Raw genomic sequence first — 13455 nt, forward strand, 5'->3', positions numbered from 1 at the left:
ATCACCGCTTACGCCGGAGCGCAGGGGGCGTGATCCTCATCTTTCGCGGACCTGAACGTACCGGACGACGGGTCATAAACCCATCGGAACGGTACGGGTCCAGCGAAACCGGGCCGAGTTGAACGGCCCGAGTCCGCGATGCGTTCTTCGCATTTCTTCGAATGGCCGGGTTGTATTTAACCCCGTCGAACTACCGGCGCCACGTCATGCGATTTCATGCCGAGAGAAGCGGGACAACTGACCGGATCGAGTCGAAGCGAAGGCGAGCCTACCCGGGACAGTAGCTCTGTCGCGACAGGGTGATCAACTCCGAGGTGTTCCGGCCGGTCGACGGCGAAAACGAGAGATCGGAACCGGCGGCCCGAGGGTTACTCGTCGTCGAGGTACTCGATGCCCTGCTTCGAGACGTTGGCCTTGGTGATGTCGTCAAGGTCGTTGAGCCAGAAGTCGTCGTCCGCGTCGTCGACCTCGGGAGCGCCGTCCTTCCAAGCCCATCCCTCGTACTCGTGGACCTTCTGGGTCCCCTTCTCCCGGAGACGAAGCGTCGTTCGCTCCGCCTCTTCCTCGGAGGGTGCCGGCTCGAGCGTCCGAGCCGCTTTGAGCGCCGCCTGACGCGGCATGTTGCCCGAGAACTCACTCGGTTCCGATCCGTCTTCCTCTCGCAGGGCAAAGTTTCGCTTACCGTCTTCACGTACCATGGTTTTGCCTCCGTGTGACACCAGCACACAGTGTGTAATAAATATATCGGGGAAATGAAAGCTGTGCGCCACAATTTTTATATATTACCTCGGTGGCGGCTGGCGATTTGGGGCCTCGAAGCGGAAGCGAAACGGGGTATCGACGACGATTCGCGGAGCGTTCAGCGCGCGCGACACGTCGATTCGGGGGTCGCGAGGCAATTTTGCTCCCCCGTGTCACCGGGAGATCGGTCTCGCCGCCCGTCGTCGGTCGCGACGTGCGCACCCGCGATTCACCGGCGAGCGAGTGCGTGTAAACAACACTTATGTGTCTGCTATGGCGAAGGGCGACAAGCACACCCGCGATGGTCCGCAAAAAGAAGCTCAGCCCCAGTGGGGCCAAGGACGACGACGGGGAGTACCACAACGTCCACGTGAACCTCCACGAAGACGAGCTCGCCGTCGCCGGCATGGAGATCGGCGACGAGGTGTTCGTTCGAGTCCGAGACGGGAAGATAATCATCCAGAAGGCGGACGCCAACCCGGAGCAGCTCGAACACGACTTCTGACGCGGACCGCGGGAGTCCGACGTATGTTCGCCGCCGAGCGATCGCCGCGCGGACCGCGGTCGGCGGATTGATTGTCGCTCGTGACGAGGCCCAGACGATGGGCGCGTACGACCTGTTGAAGCCAGCACTGTTCCGACTGCCGCCGGAGACCGCACACGGACTCGTTCACCGACTGCTCGGCGGCGTCCAGGGGACGCCGGTCACCGACGCGCTCGCCGAGCGGTACGCGGTCGACGACGAGCGGCTCGCGGTCGATCTGTTCGGGTCGACGTTCCCGAACCCCGTGGGCGTCGCCGCCGGGTTCGACAAGAACGCGCACGTCCCGCGGGCGCTGGCGTCGCTCGGGTTCGGACACGTCGAGGTCGGCGGCGTCACCGCGGAGCGACAGCCCGGGAACCCGCGCCCGCGACTGTTCCGGCTGAAAGAGGACGAGGCGCTCGTCAACCGGATGGGGTTCAACAACGAGGGCGCCGACCGGGTGGGCGAACGACTCGACCGCGACCCGCTCCCCGAGGTGCCGGTCGGGATCAACATCGGGAAGTCGAAGTCGACGCCCCTGAGCGAGGCCCCGGACGACTACCTGTACACGTACGAGCGCGTCGCGGACGCGGGAGACTATTTCGTGGTCAACGTCTCCAGCCCGAACACCCCCGGCCTCCGCGAGCTACAGAACCGCGAGGCCTTGGAGCGCATCCTCGGGACGCTCGCCGACGCCGGCGCGGATCCGCTGCTCGTGAAGCTCTCGCCGGACCTCCCGGAGCCGGCGGTCGAAGACGCGCTCGGCGTCGTCGACGACCTCGACCTCGACGGCGTCATCGCGACCAACACGACGACCTCCCGGCCAGATTCGCTGCGGAGCCACAACCGGGCCGAGCGCGGCGGGCTCTCGGGGAAGCCGATCGAGTCGCTCGCGACCGAGCGGGTGCGCTTCGTCGCGGAGCGCACCGACGTCCCGGTGATCGGCGTCGGGGGAATCTCCGACGCCGCGGGCGCCTACGAGAAGATACGGGCGGGCGCTTCGCTGGTCCAGCTGTACACAGGGCTCGTCTACGAGGGGCCAGGACTTGCGCGCGACATCAACGAAGGACTCGTCGAACTGCTCGAGCGCGACGGGTTCGACTCGGTCAACGAGGCCGTCGGCGCGGACCTGTGACCGAGTCGGGAATCGAAATGAGAGACCGGGCTACGCGTCGTTGCGGACGATGACGACGACATCGTCGGCCTGAAGCAGCTCGCCCTCGCCCTGGTACTGCCGCTCTTCCTCGACCGCGAACTCGTCGTCGACGAGCGTGACGCCCGCGACGTGGAGCTCGTCCCCGTCGATCTCGTACTCCTCCCGCGCCAGCGCGGCCTCGATGTCGCCGACCTGGTCGCCGTACTTCGGGCCGACAGTGGCGTAATCGAGGTCAATACCCGTGATCACCGTCTCGACGGGCGCGTCGCCGTCGGGGTGGACCGCGAGGTCGTCGACGTGCATCACGCCGGTGATGTCGTCCTCGAAGCCGCGCACGTCGGCGTACACCTCCACCGCGTCGAGCGTCGCGGTGAGGGGGAGCTGGTTCTCGCTCTTGTACTTCCGGAGCGCGCCCACGACGGCCGTCGCGGCGGTCCCGGCGTCGCGGTCGGCCTCGATACCCAGCGGCTCGGGCCAATCCGTGAGGTGGATCGAGTCGGCCGCGCCGTCGGCGAGGGCAGTCGCCTCCGTATCGGCGGTCGCGGCGTCACTGCTGCCGGTCGCGTCCGCGACGGCGTCCGCGTACATGTCGTGCCACAGCTCCTCGGTGACGTGTGCGAGCAGCGGCGCGAACAGCTTCAGGAACCGGCGGTGCGCGGTCCGGAGCGTGTACGCGGCCGCGTCGTCCTCGCGCTGTTTGGCGATCTCGAGGTAGTCGTCGCAGAACGTGTTCCAGAAGAAGCTCCGGAGCTCGTCGCGGGCCTTCGAGAACGCGCGGTCGTCGAGCAGCTCGGTGAGCCGCTCGACCTCGGCGTCCAGCTCCGCGAGCAGCCAGCGGTCGAGCTCGCGGAGCCCGCCGTCGGGCTCGGCCGGGAACGGCTCCGGCGCGAGCGACTCGACCAGCTTCGAGGCGTTCCACAGCTTCCGGATCAGCTTCTCGCCCGCGCGGAGGTCCTTCTCCTTGAACGGGAAGTCGTCTCCGACGGCGGTGCCGGCCGCCCAGTAGCGCGTGGCGTCGACCGGGAACTCCTCTAAGACCGCCTCCGGCTCGACGACGTTGCCGACCGACTTCGACATCTTCTCGCGGTTCTCGTCGAGGACGTGGCCGTTGATCATCGTCTCCTCGAACGGGACCTCGCCGGTGTGCTCGTAGCACTTGACGAGCGTGTGGAACAGCCAGAAGCTGATGATGTCGTGGCCCTGCGGCCGGAGGTCGAACTGGTACAGCTCCGGATGCTCCATGGTAAACTCCTCGGCCTCCTCGTCCCAGTCCCAGCCGGCGTTGATGAGCGGGGTGAGACTGGAAGTGGCCCACGTGTCGAGCACGTCGTCCTCGGGCTCGAACTCGTCGTGCCCGCACGCGGAACACGCGTCGACCGGCGGGTCGTCGGAGAGCGGGTCGACGGGCAGGTCGGCCTTCTCGGCGATGACCTCCTCGCCGCAGTCCTCGCAGTACCACACCGGGAACGGGATGCCGGAGGAGCGCTGGCGGGAGATGAGCCAGTCCCACTGGAGCCCCTCGACCCAGTGTTCGTACCGGGTGAACATCTTCTCGGGGGACCACTCCATCTCCCGGCCGATCTCGAGGTACTCGTCCGTCTTGTCGAGCATCTCGATGTACCACTGCTCGGTGACGAGGAACTCGACGCTCGTCCCGCAGCGCTCGTGGACGTTGACCGTGTGGGTAATGTCGCGGCGGTCGAGCAGCGCGTCCGCCTCGTCGAGGTCCTCGACGATGGCCTCGCCGGCCTCGTCGGCGTGGAGCCCCTCGTACCCCTCGGCGACGTCGGTCATGTGACCGGACTCGTCGATGGCGACACGGAGGTCCAGGTCGTGGACCTGGTACCACTCGATGTCGTTCTGGTCGCCGAACGTACAGCACATCACGACCCCGGAGCCCGTCTCCATGTCGACGCGCTCGTCGGCGATGATCGGCACCTCGTGGCCGAACAGTGGCACCTCGGCGGACTCCCCGACGAGGCCCTGGTTCTCGTCGTCCTCGGGGTGGACGAAGACGGCGACGCAGGCCGGGAGGAGCTCCGGGCGCGTCGTGGAGATGGTGAAGGTCTCGCCTTCGCTCCCGGCGACGGAGAACGCGATGTCGTTGAAGTGGCTGGCCTGCTCGTCGTCCTCGGTCTCGACCTGCGAGATGGCCGTCTCGCACTCGGGACACCAGATCGCGGGCGCCTTCTCGCGGTACTCGCGGCCCTGGTCGTAGAGGTCGACGAACGACAGCTGGGAGACGCGCTGGACGCGCGGCTCGATCGTCTGGTAGGTGTGGTCCCAGTCGACCGACACCCCGAGCGACTGGACGTTCTCGGTGAACTGCTGCTCGTAGTCGGCACAGACCTCTCGGCACTTCCGTTGGAACTCGCGGCGCTCGAACTCCTGATGGCGGATGTCGAGCTCGTCCTCCGTCAGGCGTTCGGAGGCGATCCCGTTGTCGTCGTAGCCGAACGGGAAGAACGTCTCCCCGCCGTTCATGCGCTCGAAGCGCGCGACGAAGTCCTGGAGGGTGAACCCGTACAGGTGGCCCATGTGGAGGCTCCCCGATACCGTCGGCGGGGGCGTGTCGATGGAGAAGACGGTGTTCGGATCGACCGGGTCGTCGGCGGAGTAGGCGTACGTCTCCTCGTCGACCCAGCGCCGCTGCCAGCGCGGCTCGACGGCGTCGGGGTCGTACTCACCACTGGGCATTTCGGTCACACGTTCCGCCGGTTCCCCCTTAACGGACTCGGTTGTGTGGGGCGGGTTTGCGCGGTCAGGCGCGGGGAGGTGCGGAGCGCGGCGTCAGACCCGATCGTCGAGGTCGTGTTCGGCCGCCATCTTCGACGCCTCGGACGCGAACCGCTCGACCTCCTCTGCCGGGCTCTCGCCCAGCGCGTTCTCCTCGACCTCGCGGCCGGCGGTGATCCCGTCGCCCGTGACGAGCCGCTGTTCGGCCAGCTCCTTCGTGTGCATCCGCTCGCCGTCCTCCGTGGCGTAGGTGAGCCGCACGAGTCCCTTCGAGTCGAACTGCCGGTCGACGAGCCAGACGGTGGGCATGGGCGGGGATGGGTGCCTGCGACGCTTAAAAAGGGCGGTCGAGATCCGAGAGAACGCATGACAACAAGGAGCGATTTGAATGCCGATGCGGTTGGCGCGTGCCGACGAACGCCCGGTAGGGCGTGAGTCGCACGCGCGAGGGAGTCGGTCGCCGAGCGAAGCGACGGCGACCGACGAGGCTGGGGAGGTGAGAGGTGCGGTTGCGGTGCCGTGCGGGGCGGGACTTAAAGGGGCAGTCGCGAGGCCGCCGTAGGCGACGCAAGCACCGCAGTGAGTGAGCGGAGCGAACGAACGAGGAGCGCAGCGAGCGTACGGCGGCCTCGCGACTGGGGCTTTGGAGGAAGTCACCGGCGATCCCTTTCAGATCTCCACACCTCTCGTCGCCACGGCTTTGTACCGTCTCATCTAACCGAGAGCCATGTACGTTGAGTTCGACCGCGACACCTGCGTCGGGATGTACCAGTGCGTCGCCGAGTGGGACGCCTTCGAAAAGGACCTGAACGACGGGAAGGCCGATTTAAAAGGGAGCACCGAGGAGGAAGACGATCTGTTCGTCGTCGAGGTGCCCGACGGCGAGGAGTTCGACGCGAAGTTCGCGGCGCGCGTCTGCCCGGTCGACGCCATCGAAGTGTACGACGACGACGGCGAACAGGTGGTGTGAACGGTTCCGAGCGGTCGATTCTTCGTATATAAATCGCTGGTTCAGAAGCGAACCGGACAATCGCCGCCAAAGCCCCAGCCGCGACGGCTCGCGCGGCTCGGTGCGCTCCTCGACCGCTCACTCCGTTCGCGGTCTGCGGTGCTTCCGTCGCCGTGCTTCGCCCTCGCGGCTGCCCCTTTGAGTCCCACCCCGCACCGCTCCGCAACCGCACCTCACACCTCCTCAGCCTCGTCAGTCGCCCTCGCTTCGCTTCGGGCGACTGACTCCCTCGCACGCGCTGCTTCACGGCCTCCGCTTCGCTCCGGCCGCTCGCAGGCGCGCGCCGGGGTAAATGGTTGAGGAAGCGAGTCTACTCCCGACTCTATTTATAAGTGATCGGCCACGTCCTCGGCGAAGTACGTGACGATGAGGTCCGCGCCCGCGCGCTTGAGCGCGGTGAGCGACTCCAGCGCGGTCGCCTCGAGGTCGAGCCACCCCTTCTCGGCGGCGGCGTGGAGCATCGCGTACTCGCCGGAGACGTTGTACGCGGCGATGGGGCGGTCGAACTCGCGGCGGAGGTCCCCGACGATGTCGAGGTACGGGAGGCCGGGCTTCACCATCAGCACGTCGGCGCCCTGCTCGGCGTCGAGCCGCGCCTCCCGGAGCGCCTCGCGGCGGTTCGCGGGGTCCATCTGGTAGTGGCGGCGGTCGCCGAACTCAGGCGCGCCGTCGGCCGCGTCGCGAAACGGGCCGTAGAAGGCGGACTCGTACTTCGCAGCGTAGCTCAAGATTGCGACGTCCTCGTGGCCGGCCTCGTCGAGCGCCTCGCGGATCGCCCCCACCTGCCCGTCGGTCATCGCCGAGGGGGCGACCACGTCCGCGCCCGCGTCCGCCTGCGAAACGGCGGTCCGCGCGAGGAGGTCGAGCGTCTCGTCGTTCTTCACGGTGAGCGTCGGGTCCGACTCGGCGGTCTCCTCGATGACCCCGCAGTGACCGTGGTCGGTGTACTCGCAGAGGCAGACGTCGCCGATCACGGTGACGTCGGTCTCCGCGTCGATCCGCCGGATCGCGCGCTGGACGACGCCGTCGTCGGCGTACGCGCGGCTCCCGGAGGCGTCCTTCGACTCGGGGACGCCGAAGAGGATGACGGCCTCGACGCCGGTCTCGCGGATCTCCGCGACGCGGTCGACCGCCTCGTCGACCGGGACGCGCTCGTGGCCGGGCATCGTCTCGATGGGCACGCGCTCGTCGGTCGTGGCGTCGACGAAGACGGGCGCGACGAGGTCCGACGCCGAGAGGTCGGTCTCGGCGACGAGCGGGCGAACGCCGTCGGTCCGGAGGCGGCGGGGCCGGTCCGTGAGGTCCATGGAGGGGGTTGGCCCCGCGCGGACTTTTACCGTTCGTCTCGGCCGCGGGGGACTATCGACGGAGAGAAGCGTCCGGCCGGGCGACTACTCCGAGGACTCGATGTCGATCCGGTCGCGGAGCTCCGCGAGCTCGTCCGACTCGGCGAGCTCCTCGACGCGCTGTTTGAAGTGGGACTCGCAGAGCCCGACGACCACGCCGCCCTGCTCCGCCTCGTACGTGGCCTCCCGGTCGCAGTAGTGACACCGCATACGCCCCACTCCGTCCGGCGCGGGCTTAATGTTGTTCGTCGGGCGCCGCACCGGGGGAGTCCCCGGCCGCGAACTCCCCGACAGAAACCGGCTCGGGTAGCCGCTCGCGGACCGGATCGAACGCCGATTCCGTCAGCCCCGCGACGCCGAGCGTCCGCTCGTGCGCGTCCGTCCCGCCGGTTCTGAGCAGGTCGTTCTCGGCGGCGAGACGGTCGATCCGCGCGTCGTCGACGGCGCGGCCGTACGGGTAGAAGCGTTCGATCGCGTCGATCGCGGCCGACTCGCGGGCGACGTCGAGCGCCTCGTCAACATCCTCGTACCGGAACGGGTGCGCGAGCCCGACGAGCGCGCAGGCGTCCGCGAGCAGATCGAGCCCCTCGTCGAGCGGCGTCACGTCGCGCGCGACGTAACACGGGCCGTCGTTTCCGATCAGCTCGTCGAAGGCCCCGGCGTAGTCGTAGGGCGCGTCCGACGCGTCGATCGCCCGCGCGATGTGCGGGCGCCCGAGCCCGGCGCGGGGCTCGACGTCGAGGTCGACGCCGAGCCGCTCCTCGATCGCGTCGAGGATGGCGGCGCCGCGCTCGCGGCGGTCGCGCTGGAGCCGATCGATCTCCGCGTCGAGCGCGTCGGTGTGCTCGACGCCGTACCCGAGGAGGTCGAGGCGTTCGAAGCCGGCGTCGACGCGCAGTTCGATCCCGCGGACGACCCGGACGCCGTCGCGCTCGACGACCGGCGCGTCGAGCCCGGGGTGAATCCGGTCGTGGTCGGTGACGGCGACCCAGTCGACGCCCGCGTCGCGGGCGGCCGCGGGCACCTCGTCGAGCGTTAAGGTCCCGTCCGAGACGGTCGTGTGCGCGTGGAGGTCGGCGACGACGGGATCGCTGGAGTCGGGGGAATCGTCGGTGACAGCGGAATCAGAAGATTCGGCGGAATCGGCGGAGTCGGCGGGGGCAGCGGACATGGAGGTGAATACCTGCGCCCGACACTAAGCCGCGGCGGTTCCGGGAACCACCGGATTCGAGACGATATAAGGCGATATAAGGTATCCCCTCCGACTAAGGTCGTACATGGACAATCATTAAGAACCATCGGCGGTTTTCATCTGTCGATGCGCTTGAACGGCGTCGACGACCGACTCGAACGGCACCAGTACCCGACCACCTCTGAGGAGATCATCGCGGCTCACGGCAACGCGACCGTAGAGCTCGCGAACGGGTCCGAGCGGCTCGGCGACGTCTTAGAGCGGTTCGGCGACCAGACGTTTGAGGACGCGGAGGACGTGTTCACCACGCTCCGCGCCGGCGTCTGCCACCGCGGCGTCGGGCGCCGGTTCTACTCGGACCGCGACCCGACCACCGACGCGGAGGAGGGACCCTCGCCGGTCTCCTTCTGACGCGCCGAACCGACCAAGGTCCATACCCTTCTTTCGGAGCTCGACCGCGGAGCGGCGGCGCCGCGCGGACGGACTCCCGTGCGAGCGACGCGGCTACGACACGCCGTCGACGACCCCGGAGAGGTCGATCGGGATCGACCCCTTCCGATACCCCTCGATCGAGCCGTCGGGCTCGGCGCGGTAGACGACCGCGGGCTTGTGTCGGACCGCGGGTTCCGCCTCGCGCACGGCGGCCCACTCGTCGGTCGGGAACGACGAGCAGTCGACGAACAGCGTGACGCCGCCGGCGTGGGCCGCGAGCTGGCCGCTCGTCTTCGTCTCGGCGGTGTCGCGGACCGCCGCCACGGGGTCGTTCGCGGAGCGCCCGGCGGTCGGCTGCGGGCGCGTCACCTCGACGAGGTGACCGGTGCCAGTCTCCGGGTCCGTCGCGCGGAAGTCGAGCGAGTGACCCGTCGTCACCTCGATCTCCGGGGTGACCTCGTACCCCGCGTCCGTGAGGATCCGGGCCGCGGTGAACTCGGCGATGGCCGCGCTCATGCGGACGAGGTCCCGCGAGGCGGAGGTCCCGAGCTTCCCGGCCATGACCTCGCGGTACTCGTCGAGCGTTCCCGGCCGGAGCGTCTCCTCGACGAACCCGGTGCCGTCCTCGCGCGTCGCGTCCGGGAACCCGGCCGCGTGGTCGCGGAAGAACGCCCGGCTCGTCGCCGCGCCGTCCTTCGAGCAGAAGACGGGCAGGAAGTACCACGAGACGTGCGGGTAGTCGGCCAGCCACGGCTCGTCGTCGTGAAGCCCGGCGAGCAGCTCCCGCTGCGCCCACCGCGAGACCGGGTACGGCGCCTCGTCGAACCCGTACTTGTCCGTCCGCCAGAGCTCGCTCGGCGTCTCCGTGTTGCCCAGCCAGTACCCGACCGGGCCGCCGTCGGCGCCGGCCGGGGGGTCCGCGTCGTCGTCGGTCCAGCAGAACAGCGCGAACGAGCCGTCGTCCATGTCGAACCGGCGCGCCTCGTAGCCCGGCGGCGGCGCGAACCACGGATCGCCGGCCGTCGCTCCGAGGTTCTCGTCGAGGGGGCGACCGATCTGCGACCGGACCCGGTCCGCGGTCCACCGGCCGGGCGAGCGCCTGAAGCGGAGCGGTTGTGCCACGGGCGTTCGGTATCACGCCGCGGGGTTAATCGATTCCGGTGGACTGACCCGATCGTTCACGGTTTATGATACCTTTGCCGACAGGTATATAACAGGAAACGGCCAAGTGTTGGTGTACCATGTCAATGGGTGCCTATGACGAGGCCGAACACGAGCGTCGGGAGAAGAAGACCAGCGAAGTCGACGCCGACTTCGACGCGGAGCGCCCCGAGTACTCCGGATCGCTGACCTACGACTCGGGCGACTCCACGGAGGCACTCCTCGACAAGTTCGAAGAGCTTCAGGGCAAGTGACGCGGCCGCGGCGACGCCGCGCCTTCTAATTCCATTCTCGACGCCGGTAGCGACGGGTAACGGTCGCGACAGCGGGGAGCGACAGGTAACGGTCGCGACAGCGGGGAGCGACGGTCCGAACGGAACCGAGAGCTCAGGTGAGTAGGATCGCCGCCGTACAGACGAGCGCGACCGCGAGGACGTGACCGACCACCGCGCCGAGTAGCACGGGTTCCGTGAGCAGGAACGGCACGAGCGCCAGTTGGACCGCGGAGAAGCCGATGTTCTCGGCGTCGAGCCGCCGGACGGTCGCCCGCTCCTCGGGCGAGAGGTCGACGTGGACCGCGCGCCACAGCGCGACGACGGCGCTCCACCAAGAGGTGCCGATGCGGTAGGTGAGGTCCCAGAGGACGAGCAGCGTGAGGTAGACGACGGGGATCGGCGGCTGCGAACCGAAGAGCCGGTCGAGGAGGGTGTTCTCCCACGCGAACAGGTACGTCACGAGGGCGATGAACGCTAACACGCCCAACACGATCTCGATGCTCGACCCGAACAGCAGCCGCTTGTGTTCCGGCGGGGTCCCGAGCAGCCGGTTCTTCGCGCCCAACCGGTGCATTTCGACGCTGCCGACCGCCGCGACGACGACCGCGACCGTCCCGGCGGCCACGGCGTTCCAGACCCCGTAGTACCAGCCGAGCGCGACCACGCCGACCTCGAAGATCGCGAACTGGAGCGCGACCGCCAGCGTCCGCGAGATCCCTAACCCGGGGATCCCGCCGACGAGGCTCTCGTACACCCACGTCTCGCCGTACTCGCGGCTCACGACCGGAGCCCCCGGAGCGTCGTCAGCCACGGGCGCTGCGCGTTCGGCGAGTCGGTCAGAGCGCGCGCGACCGCGAGCTCGAACGGGGTTCGCTCGACCGGGACGAGGTCGCGGATGCGGTCGTCCTCGACGATCACGGTGTTCCGGAGCCCCTCGACCAGCGACCGGGCGAGGTAGGGGTTCACGTCAGTGACGAGCCGGAGCCACCGGGCCGACAGCTCCGGGCTCAGCACCGGCACCCTGACGATCCGGAGCCCGCCCCCGAGCTGGCGCCTAGTCCGCCGCAGGATCTCCCCGTAGGTCAACACCTCCGGCCCGCCGATCTCGAAGGTCTCGCCCGCGGTCTCGGGGACGTCGAGCACGCCGGCGAGGTACGCGACCACGTCCGCGATCGCGATCGGCTGGCACAGCGTGTCGACCCACTTCGGCGTGACCATCACCGGGAGCCGCCGCGCGAGTCCGGCGATCACCTCGAAGCTCGCGCTGCCGGCGCCGATGATGATCGCGGCCCGCAGCGTCGTGAGCGCCGGCTCCCCATCTCCCAGGATCCGCTCCACCTCGCGGCGGGAGCGGAGGTGTTCGGAGAGCTCCTCGCGGTCCTCCCCCAGCCCGCCGAGGTAGACGATCCGGTCGACCCCCGCGTCGGACGCGGCCGCGGCGAAGTTGGACGCGCAGTTGCGGTCGCGCTCCTCGTACCCCGGGCCGCCGTCCATCGAGTGGACGAGGTAGTACGCGGCGTCGACGGTCTCGCCGTCGAGTTCGAACGCGGGCGGGAGCGTCTCCGGTTCGAGGAGGTCGCCCTCGACGACCGAGACGCCCTCGGGCGCGTCGTAACCGTCGGCGTCGCGGACGAGCGCGACAACGTCGTGGCCGCGCTCGCGGAGCGTCGGGACGAGCCGGCTCCCGACGAACCCGGTCGCGCCGGTGACGAGCACTCGCATACAGTCCCCTCGGGCGGCGCGACCATAAGCCTCGGCCCGCGCGGCCGACCTCTCCGGGCCCCGAGGTCGCCGCGAGCGCCGGGGGCGCGGACCGATCGCTAGAAGTGCCCCCGGGTCCCTCCTCCGGTATGCGCGCTGGCGAGTTCGAACCGGTCCGCGGCGTCGAGGACCTGTACGTCCACGACACCGGCATGTTCGACACCGACGAGTACGGCGCCGTCTACGTGTACGACGCCGAGCGACCGATCGTGATAGACACCGGAACGGGAGCGAACCGGGAGGCGCTCTTCGAGAGCGTCGAGGAGATCGGAATCGGCCGCGAGGAGCTCGGGTGGATCCTCCCGACCCACGCCCACCTCGACCACGCCGGCGGCGCCGGCTACCTCGCGGAGCGCTACCCGAACGCCGAGGTCCGCGTGCCTGAAAAAGGCGTCCGCCACCTCGTCGACCCCGGGGCGCTCGTCGCGGGCACCAAGTCGGCGGTCGAGGAGCAGTGGGAGTACTACGCGGAGCCGAAGCCGGTCCCCGACGACCGGATCGAGGGCGTCGCCGAGGGCGACCGGATCGACCTCGGGGACCGCGAGCTCGTCGTTCACGACGCGCCCGGACACGCGCCCCACCACGCGGTGTACCACGACCCCGACGCGGACGTCGTGTTCGCCGCCGACGCCGCCGGCATCTACGTCCCCGAGATCGACGCGGTGACCCCGACGTCGCCGCCGCCCCAGTTCGACTTCGAGCAGTGTCTTGACGACATCCGGCTGATCGAGGAACTCGACCCCGACACGCTCTGTTTCGGCCACTTCGGCCCGCGCGACTGCGACGCGGACCTGCTCGGCGAGGCGAAGCGCGCGTACGTCGAGTGGGTCGAGCGCGTCCGCGAGAAGCGCGCCGAGCTCGACGACGACGAGGCGGTCGTCGACCACTTCGAGGCGGCGAGCCGCGACATCGACTACTGGAACCCCGAGCGCGCCAGAGCGAACACGAGTCTGAATGCGCGTGGCGTGTTGACGTATCTCGATCGCGTCGACAGCGAGGAGTGACCCGCGCGGCGAGACGCGGCGGGGACGTGGACCCGCCGATGAGCGCAGACGTGGCCGGACGATGAGCGCGGATACGGACCCGCCGAGAGAAACGCCCTAAACCCCGCCGCACGTAGGCC

General features: G+C 68.9%; 15 protein-coding genes. 6 read left to right on the forward strand and 9 right to left on the reverse strand.

Annotated elements, in window-relative coordinates:
* Nucleotides 1–368 precede the first annotated feature (368 nt).
* The gene (locus B378_RS15850) at nucleotides 369–698 is read right to left on the reverse strand and encodes a non-histone chromosomal MC1 family protein (protein ID WP_044965795.1); all 330 of its coding nucleotides are present in this window, start codon (nucleotides 696–698) and stop codon (nucleotides 369–371) included.
* 344 nt (nucleotides 699–1042) lie between these two features.
* Between B378_RS15850 and B378_RS0109055 the strand changes: the two genes are divergently transcribed.
* Together B378_RS0109055 and B378_RS0109060 are read left to right on the forward strand one after the other, a co-directional pair.
* On the forward strand, nucleotides 1043–1246 hold the full coding sequence (locus B378_RS0109055; RefSeq protein ID WP_004599199.1) for a hypothetical protein: 204 nt from the start codon (nucleotides 1043–1045) through the stop codon (nucleotides 1244–1246).
* Nucleotides 1247–1343: 97 nt separating this feature from the next.
* A complete protein-coding gene (locus B378_RS0109060; RefSeq protein ID WP_017343482.1) occupies nucleotides 1344–2399 on the forward strand; it encodes a quinone-dependent dihydroorotate dehydrogenase in 1056 nt (351 codons plus the stop codon).
* A 30-nt stretch (nucleotides 2400–2429) separates the two neighbouring features.
* Here B378_RS0109060 and B378_RS0109065 read toward each other — a convergent pair whose 3' ends face one another.
* The gene (locus B378_RS0109065; protein ID WP_017343483.1) at nucleotides 2430–5117 is read right to left on the reverse strand and encodes a valine--tRNA ligase; all 2688 of its coding nucleotides are present in this window, start codon (nucleotides 5115–5117) and stop codon (nucleotides 2430–2432) included.
* A 93-nt stretch (nucleotides 5118–5210) separates the two neighbouring features.
* The gene (locus B378_RS0109070) at nucleotides 5211–5465 is read right to left on the reverse strand and encodes a hypothetical protein (RefSeq protein WP_017343484.1); all 255 of its coding nucleotides are present in this window, start codon (nucleotides 5463–5465) and stop codon (nucleotides 5211–5213) included.
* A 418-nt stretch (nucleotides 5466–5883) separates the two neighbouring features.
* Here B378_RS0109070 and B378_RS0109075 point away from each other — a divergent pair, with 418 nt between their 5' ends.
* Nucleotides 5884–6126, forward strand: a complete 243-nt coding sequence (locus B378_RS0109075; protein WP_017343485.1) for a ferredoxin — start codon at nucleotides 5884–5886, stop codon at nucleotides 6124–6126.
* Nucleotides 6127–6491: 365 nt separating this feature from the next.
* Here the strand turns inward: B378_RS0109075 and hemB are convergent, their stop codons facing one another.
* The 3 genes from hemB to B378_RS0109090 all read right to left on the reverse strand — a co-directional run bounded on the left by hemB (nucleotide 6492) and on the right by B378_RS0109090 (nucleotide 8682).
* The gene (gene hemB, locus B378_RS0109080; protein WP_017343486.1) at nucleotides 6492–7472 is read right to left on the reverse strand and encodes a porphobilinogen synthase; all 981 of its coding nucleotides are present in this window, start codon (nucleotides 7470–7472) and stop codon (nucleotides 6492–6494) included.
* Between the two features lie 84 nt (nucleotides 7473–7556).
* Nucleotides 7557–7721, reverse strand: coding sequence for a DUF6757 family protein (locus B378_RS17075; protein ID WP_004599205.1), 165 nt, complete (start codon nucleotides 7719–7721; stop codon nucleotides 7557–7559).
* A 25-nt stretch (nucleotides 7722–7746) separates the two neighbouring features.
* Nucleotides 7747–8682, reverse strand: a complete 936-nt coding sequence (locus tag B378_RS0109090) for a PHP domain-containing protein (protein WP_017343487.1) — start codon at nucleotides 8680–8682, stop codon at nucleotides 7747–7749.
* Between the two features lie 147 nt (nucleotides 8683–8829).
* On the opposite strand from B378_RS0109090, the gene B378_RS0109095 reads away from it, so the two are divergent.
* Entirely contained in the window at nucleotides 8830–9114 is a 285-nt protein-coding gene (locus B378_RS0109095; RefSeq protein WP_008444580.1) for a hypothetical protein, read from the forward strand.
* A 93-nt stretch (nucleotides 9115–9207) separates the two neighbouring features.
* On the opposite strand, the gene B378_RS0109100 is transcribed toward B378_RS0109095, so the two are convergent.
* The gene (locus B378_RS0109100; protein WP_017343488.1) at nucleotides 9208–10257 is read right to left on the reverse strand and encodes a DUF5784 family protein; all 1050 of its coding nucleotides are present in this window, start codon (nucleotides 10255–10257) and stop codon (nucleotides 9208–9210) included.
* Between the two features lie 125 nt (nucleotides 10258–10382).
* Here B378_RS0109100 and B378_RS16755 point away from each other — a divergent pair, with 125 nt between their 5' ends.
* Nucleotides 10383–10550 (forward strand): DUF5786 family protein, encoded by a 168-nt coding sequence (locus B378_RS16755; protein ID WP_004599209.1) that lies wholly within the window; start codon nucleotides 10383–10385, stop codon nucleotides 10548–10550.
* 133 nt (nucleotides 10551–10683) lie between these two features.
* On the opposite strand, the gene B378_RS0109110 is transcribed toward B378_RS16755, so the two are convergent.
* The gene (locus B378_RS0109110) at nucleotides 10684–11352 is read right to left on the reverse strand and encodes a hypothetical protein (protein ID WP_026046237.1); all 669 of its coding nucleotides are present in this window, start codon (nucleotides 11350–11352) and stop codon (nucleotides 10684–10686) included.
* A complete protein-coding gene (locus B378_RS0109115; protein ID WP_017343490.1) occupies nucleotides 11349–12293 on the reverse strand; it encodes an NAD(P)H-binding protein in 945 nt (314 codons plus the stop codon). Before B378_RS0109115 ends, B378_RS0109110 begins: the two co-directional genes overlap by 4 nt.
* 128 nt (nucleotides 12294–12421) lie before the next feature.
* Between B378_RS0109115 and B378_RS0109120 the strand changes: the two genes are divergently transcribed.
* Nucleotides 12422–13336 (forward strand): MBL fold metallo-hydrolase, encoded by a 915-nt coding sequence (locus B378_RS0109120; protein WP_017343491.1) that lies wholly within the window; start codon nucleotides 12422–12424, stop codon nucleotides 13334–13336.
* The last annotated feature ends 119 nt before the right edge of the window (nucleotides 13337–13455 follow it).

This window comes from Halorubrum sp. T3 (assembly GCF_000296615.1).
GTDB lineage: Archaea > Halobacteriota > Halobacteria > Halobacteriales > Haloferacaceae > Halorubrum > Halorubrum ruber.

Excerpts from the sequence above, each read along its gene's own strand:
- B378_RS0109065 (WP_017343483.1), bottom strand. The coding sequence starts at position 5,117 with ATGCCCAGTGGTGAGTACGACCCCGACGCCGTCGAGCCGCGCTGGCAG.
- B378_RS16755 (WP_004599209.1), top strand. The coding sequence starts at position 10,383 with ATGGGTGCCTATGACGAGGCCGAACACGAGCGTCGGGAGAAGAAGACC.
- B378_RS0109060 (WP_017343482.1), top strand. The coding sequence starts at position 1,344 with ATGGGCGCGTACGACCTGTTGAAGCCAGCACTGTTCCGACTGCCGCCG.
- B378_RS0109090 (WP_017343487.1), bottom strand. The coding sequence starts at position 8,682 with ATGTCCGCTGCCCCCGCCGACTCCGCCGATTCCGCCGAATCTTCTGAT.
- B378_RS0109095 (WP_008444580.1), top strand. The coding sequence starts at position 8,830 with ATGCGCTTGAACGGCGTCGACGACCGACTCGAACGGCACCAGTACCCG.
- B378_RS0109075 (WP_017343485.1), top strand. The coding sequence starts at position 5,884 with ATGTACGTTGAGTTCGACCGCGACACCTGCGTCGGGATGTACCAGTGC.
- B378_RS17075 (WP_004599205.1), bottom strand. The coding sequence starts at position 7,721 with ATGCGGTGTCACTACTGCGACCGGGAGGCCACGTACGAGGCGGAGCAG.
- B378_RS15850 (WP_044965795.1), bottom strand. The coding sequence starts at position 698 with ATGGTACGTGAAGACGGTAAGCGAAACTTTGCCCTGCGAGAGGAAGAC.
- B378_RS0109120 (WP_017343491.1), top strand. The coding sequence starts at position 12,422 with ATGCGCGCTGGCGAGTTCGAACCGGTCCGCGGCGTCGAGGACCTGTAC.
- B378_RS0109055 (WP_004599199.1), top strand. The coding sequence starts at position 1,043 with ATGGTCCGCAAAAAGAAGCTCAGCCCCAGTGGGGCCAAGGACGACGAC.
- hemB (WP_017343486.1), bottom strand. The coding sequence starts at position 7,472 with ATGGACCTCACGGACCGGCCCCGCCGCCTCCGGACCGACGGCGTTCGC.
- B378_RS0109115 (WP_017343490.1), bottom strand. The coding sequence starts at position 12,293 with ATGCGAGTGCTCGTCACCGGCGCGACCGGGTTCGTCGGGAGCCGGCTC.
- B378_RS0109070 (WP_017343484.1), bottom strand. The coding sequence starts at position 5,465 with ATGCCCACCGTCTGGCTCGTCGACCGGCAGTTCGACTCGAAGGGACTC.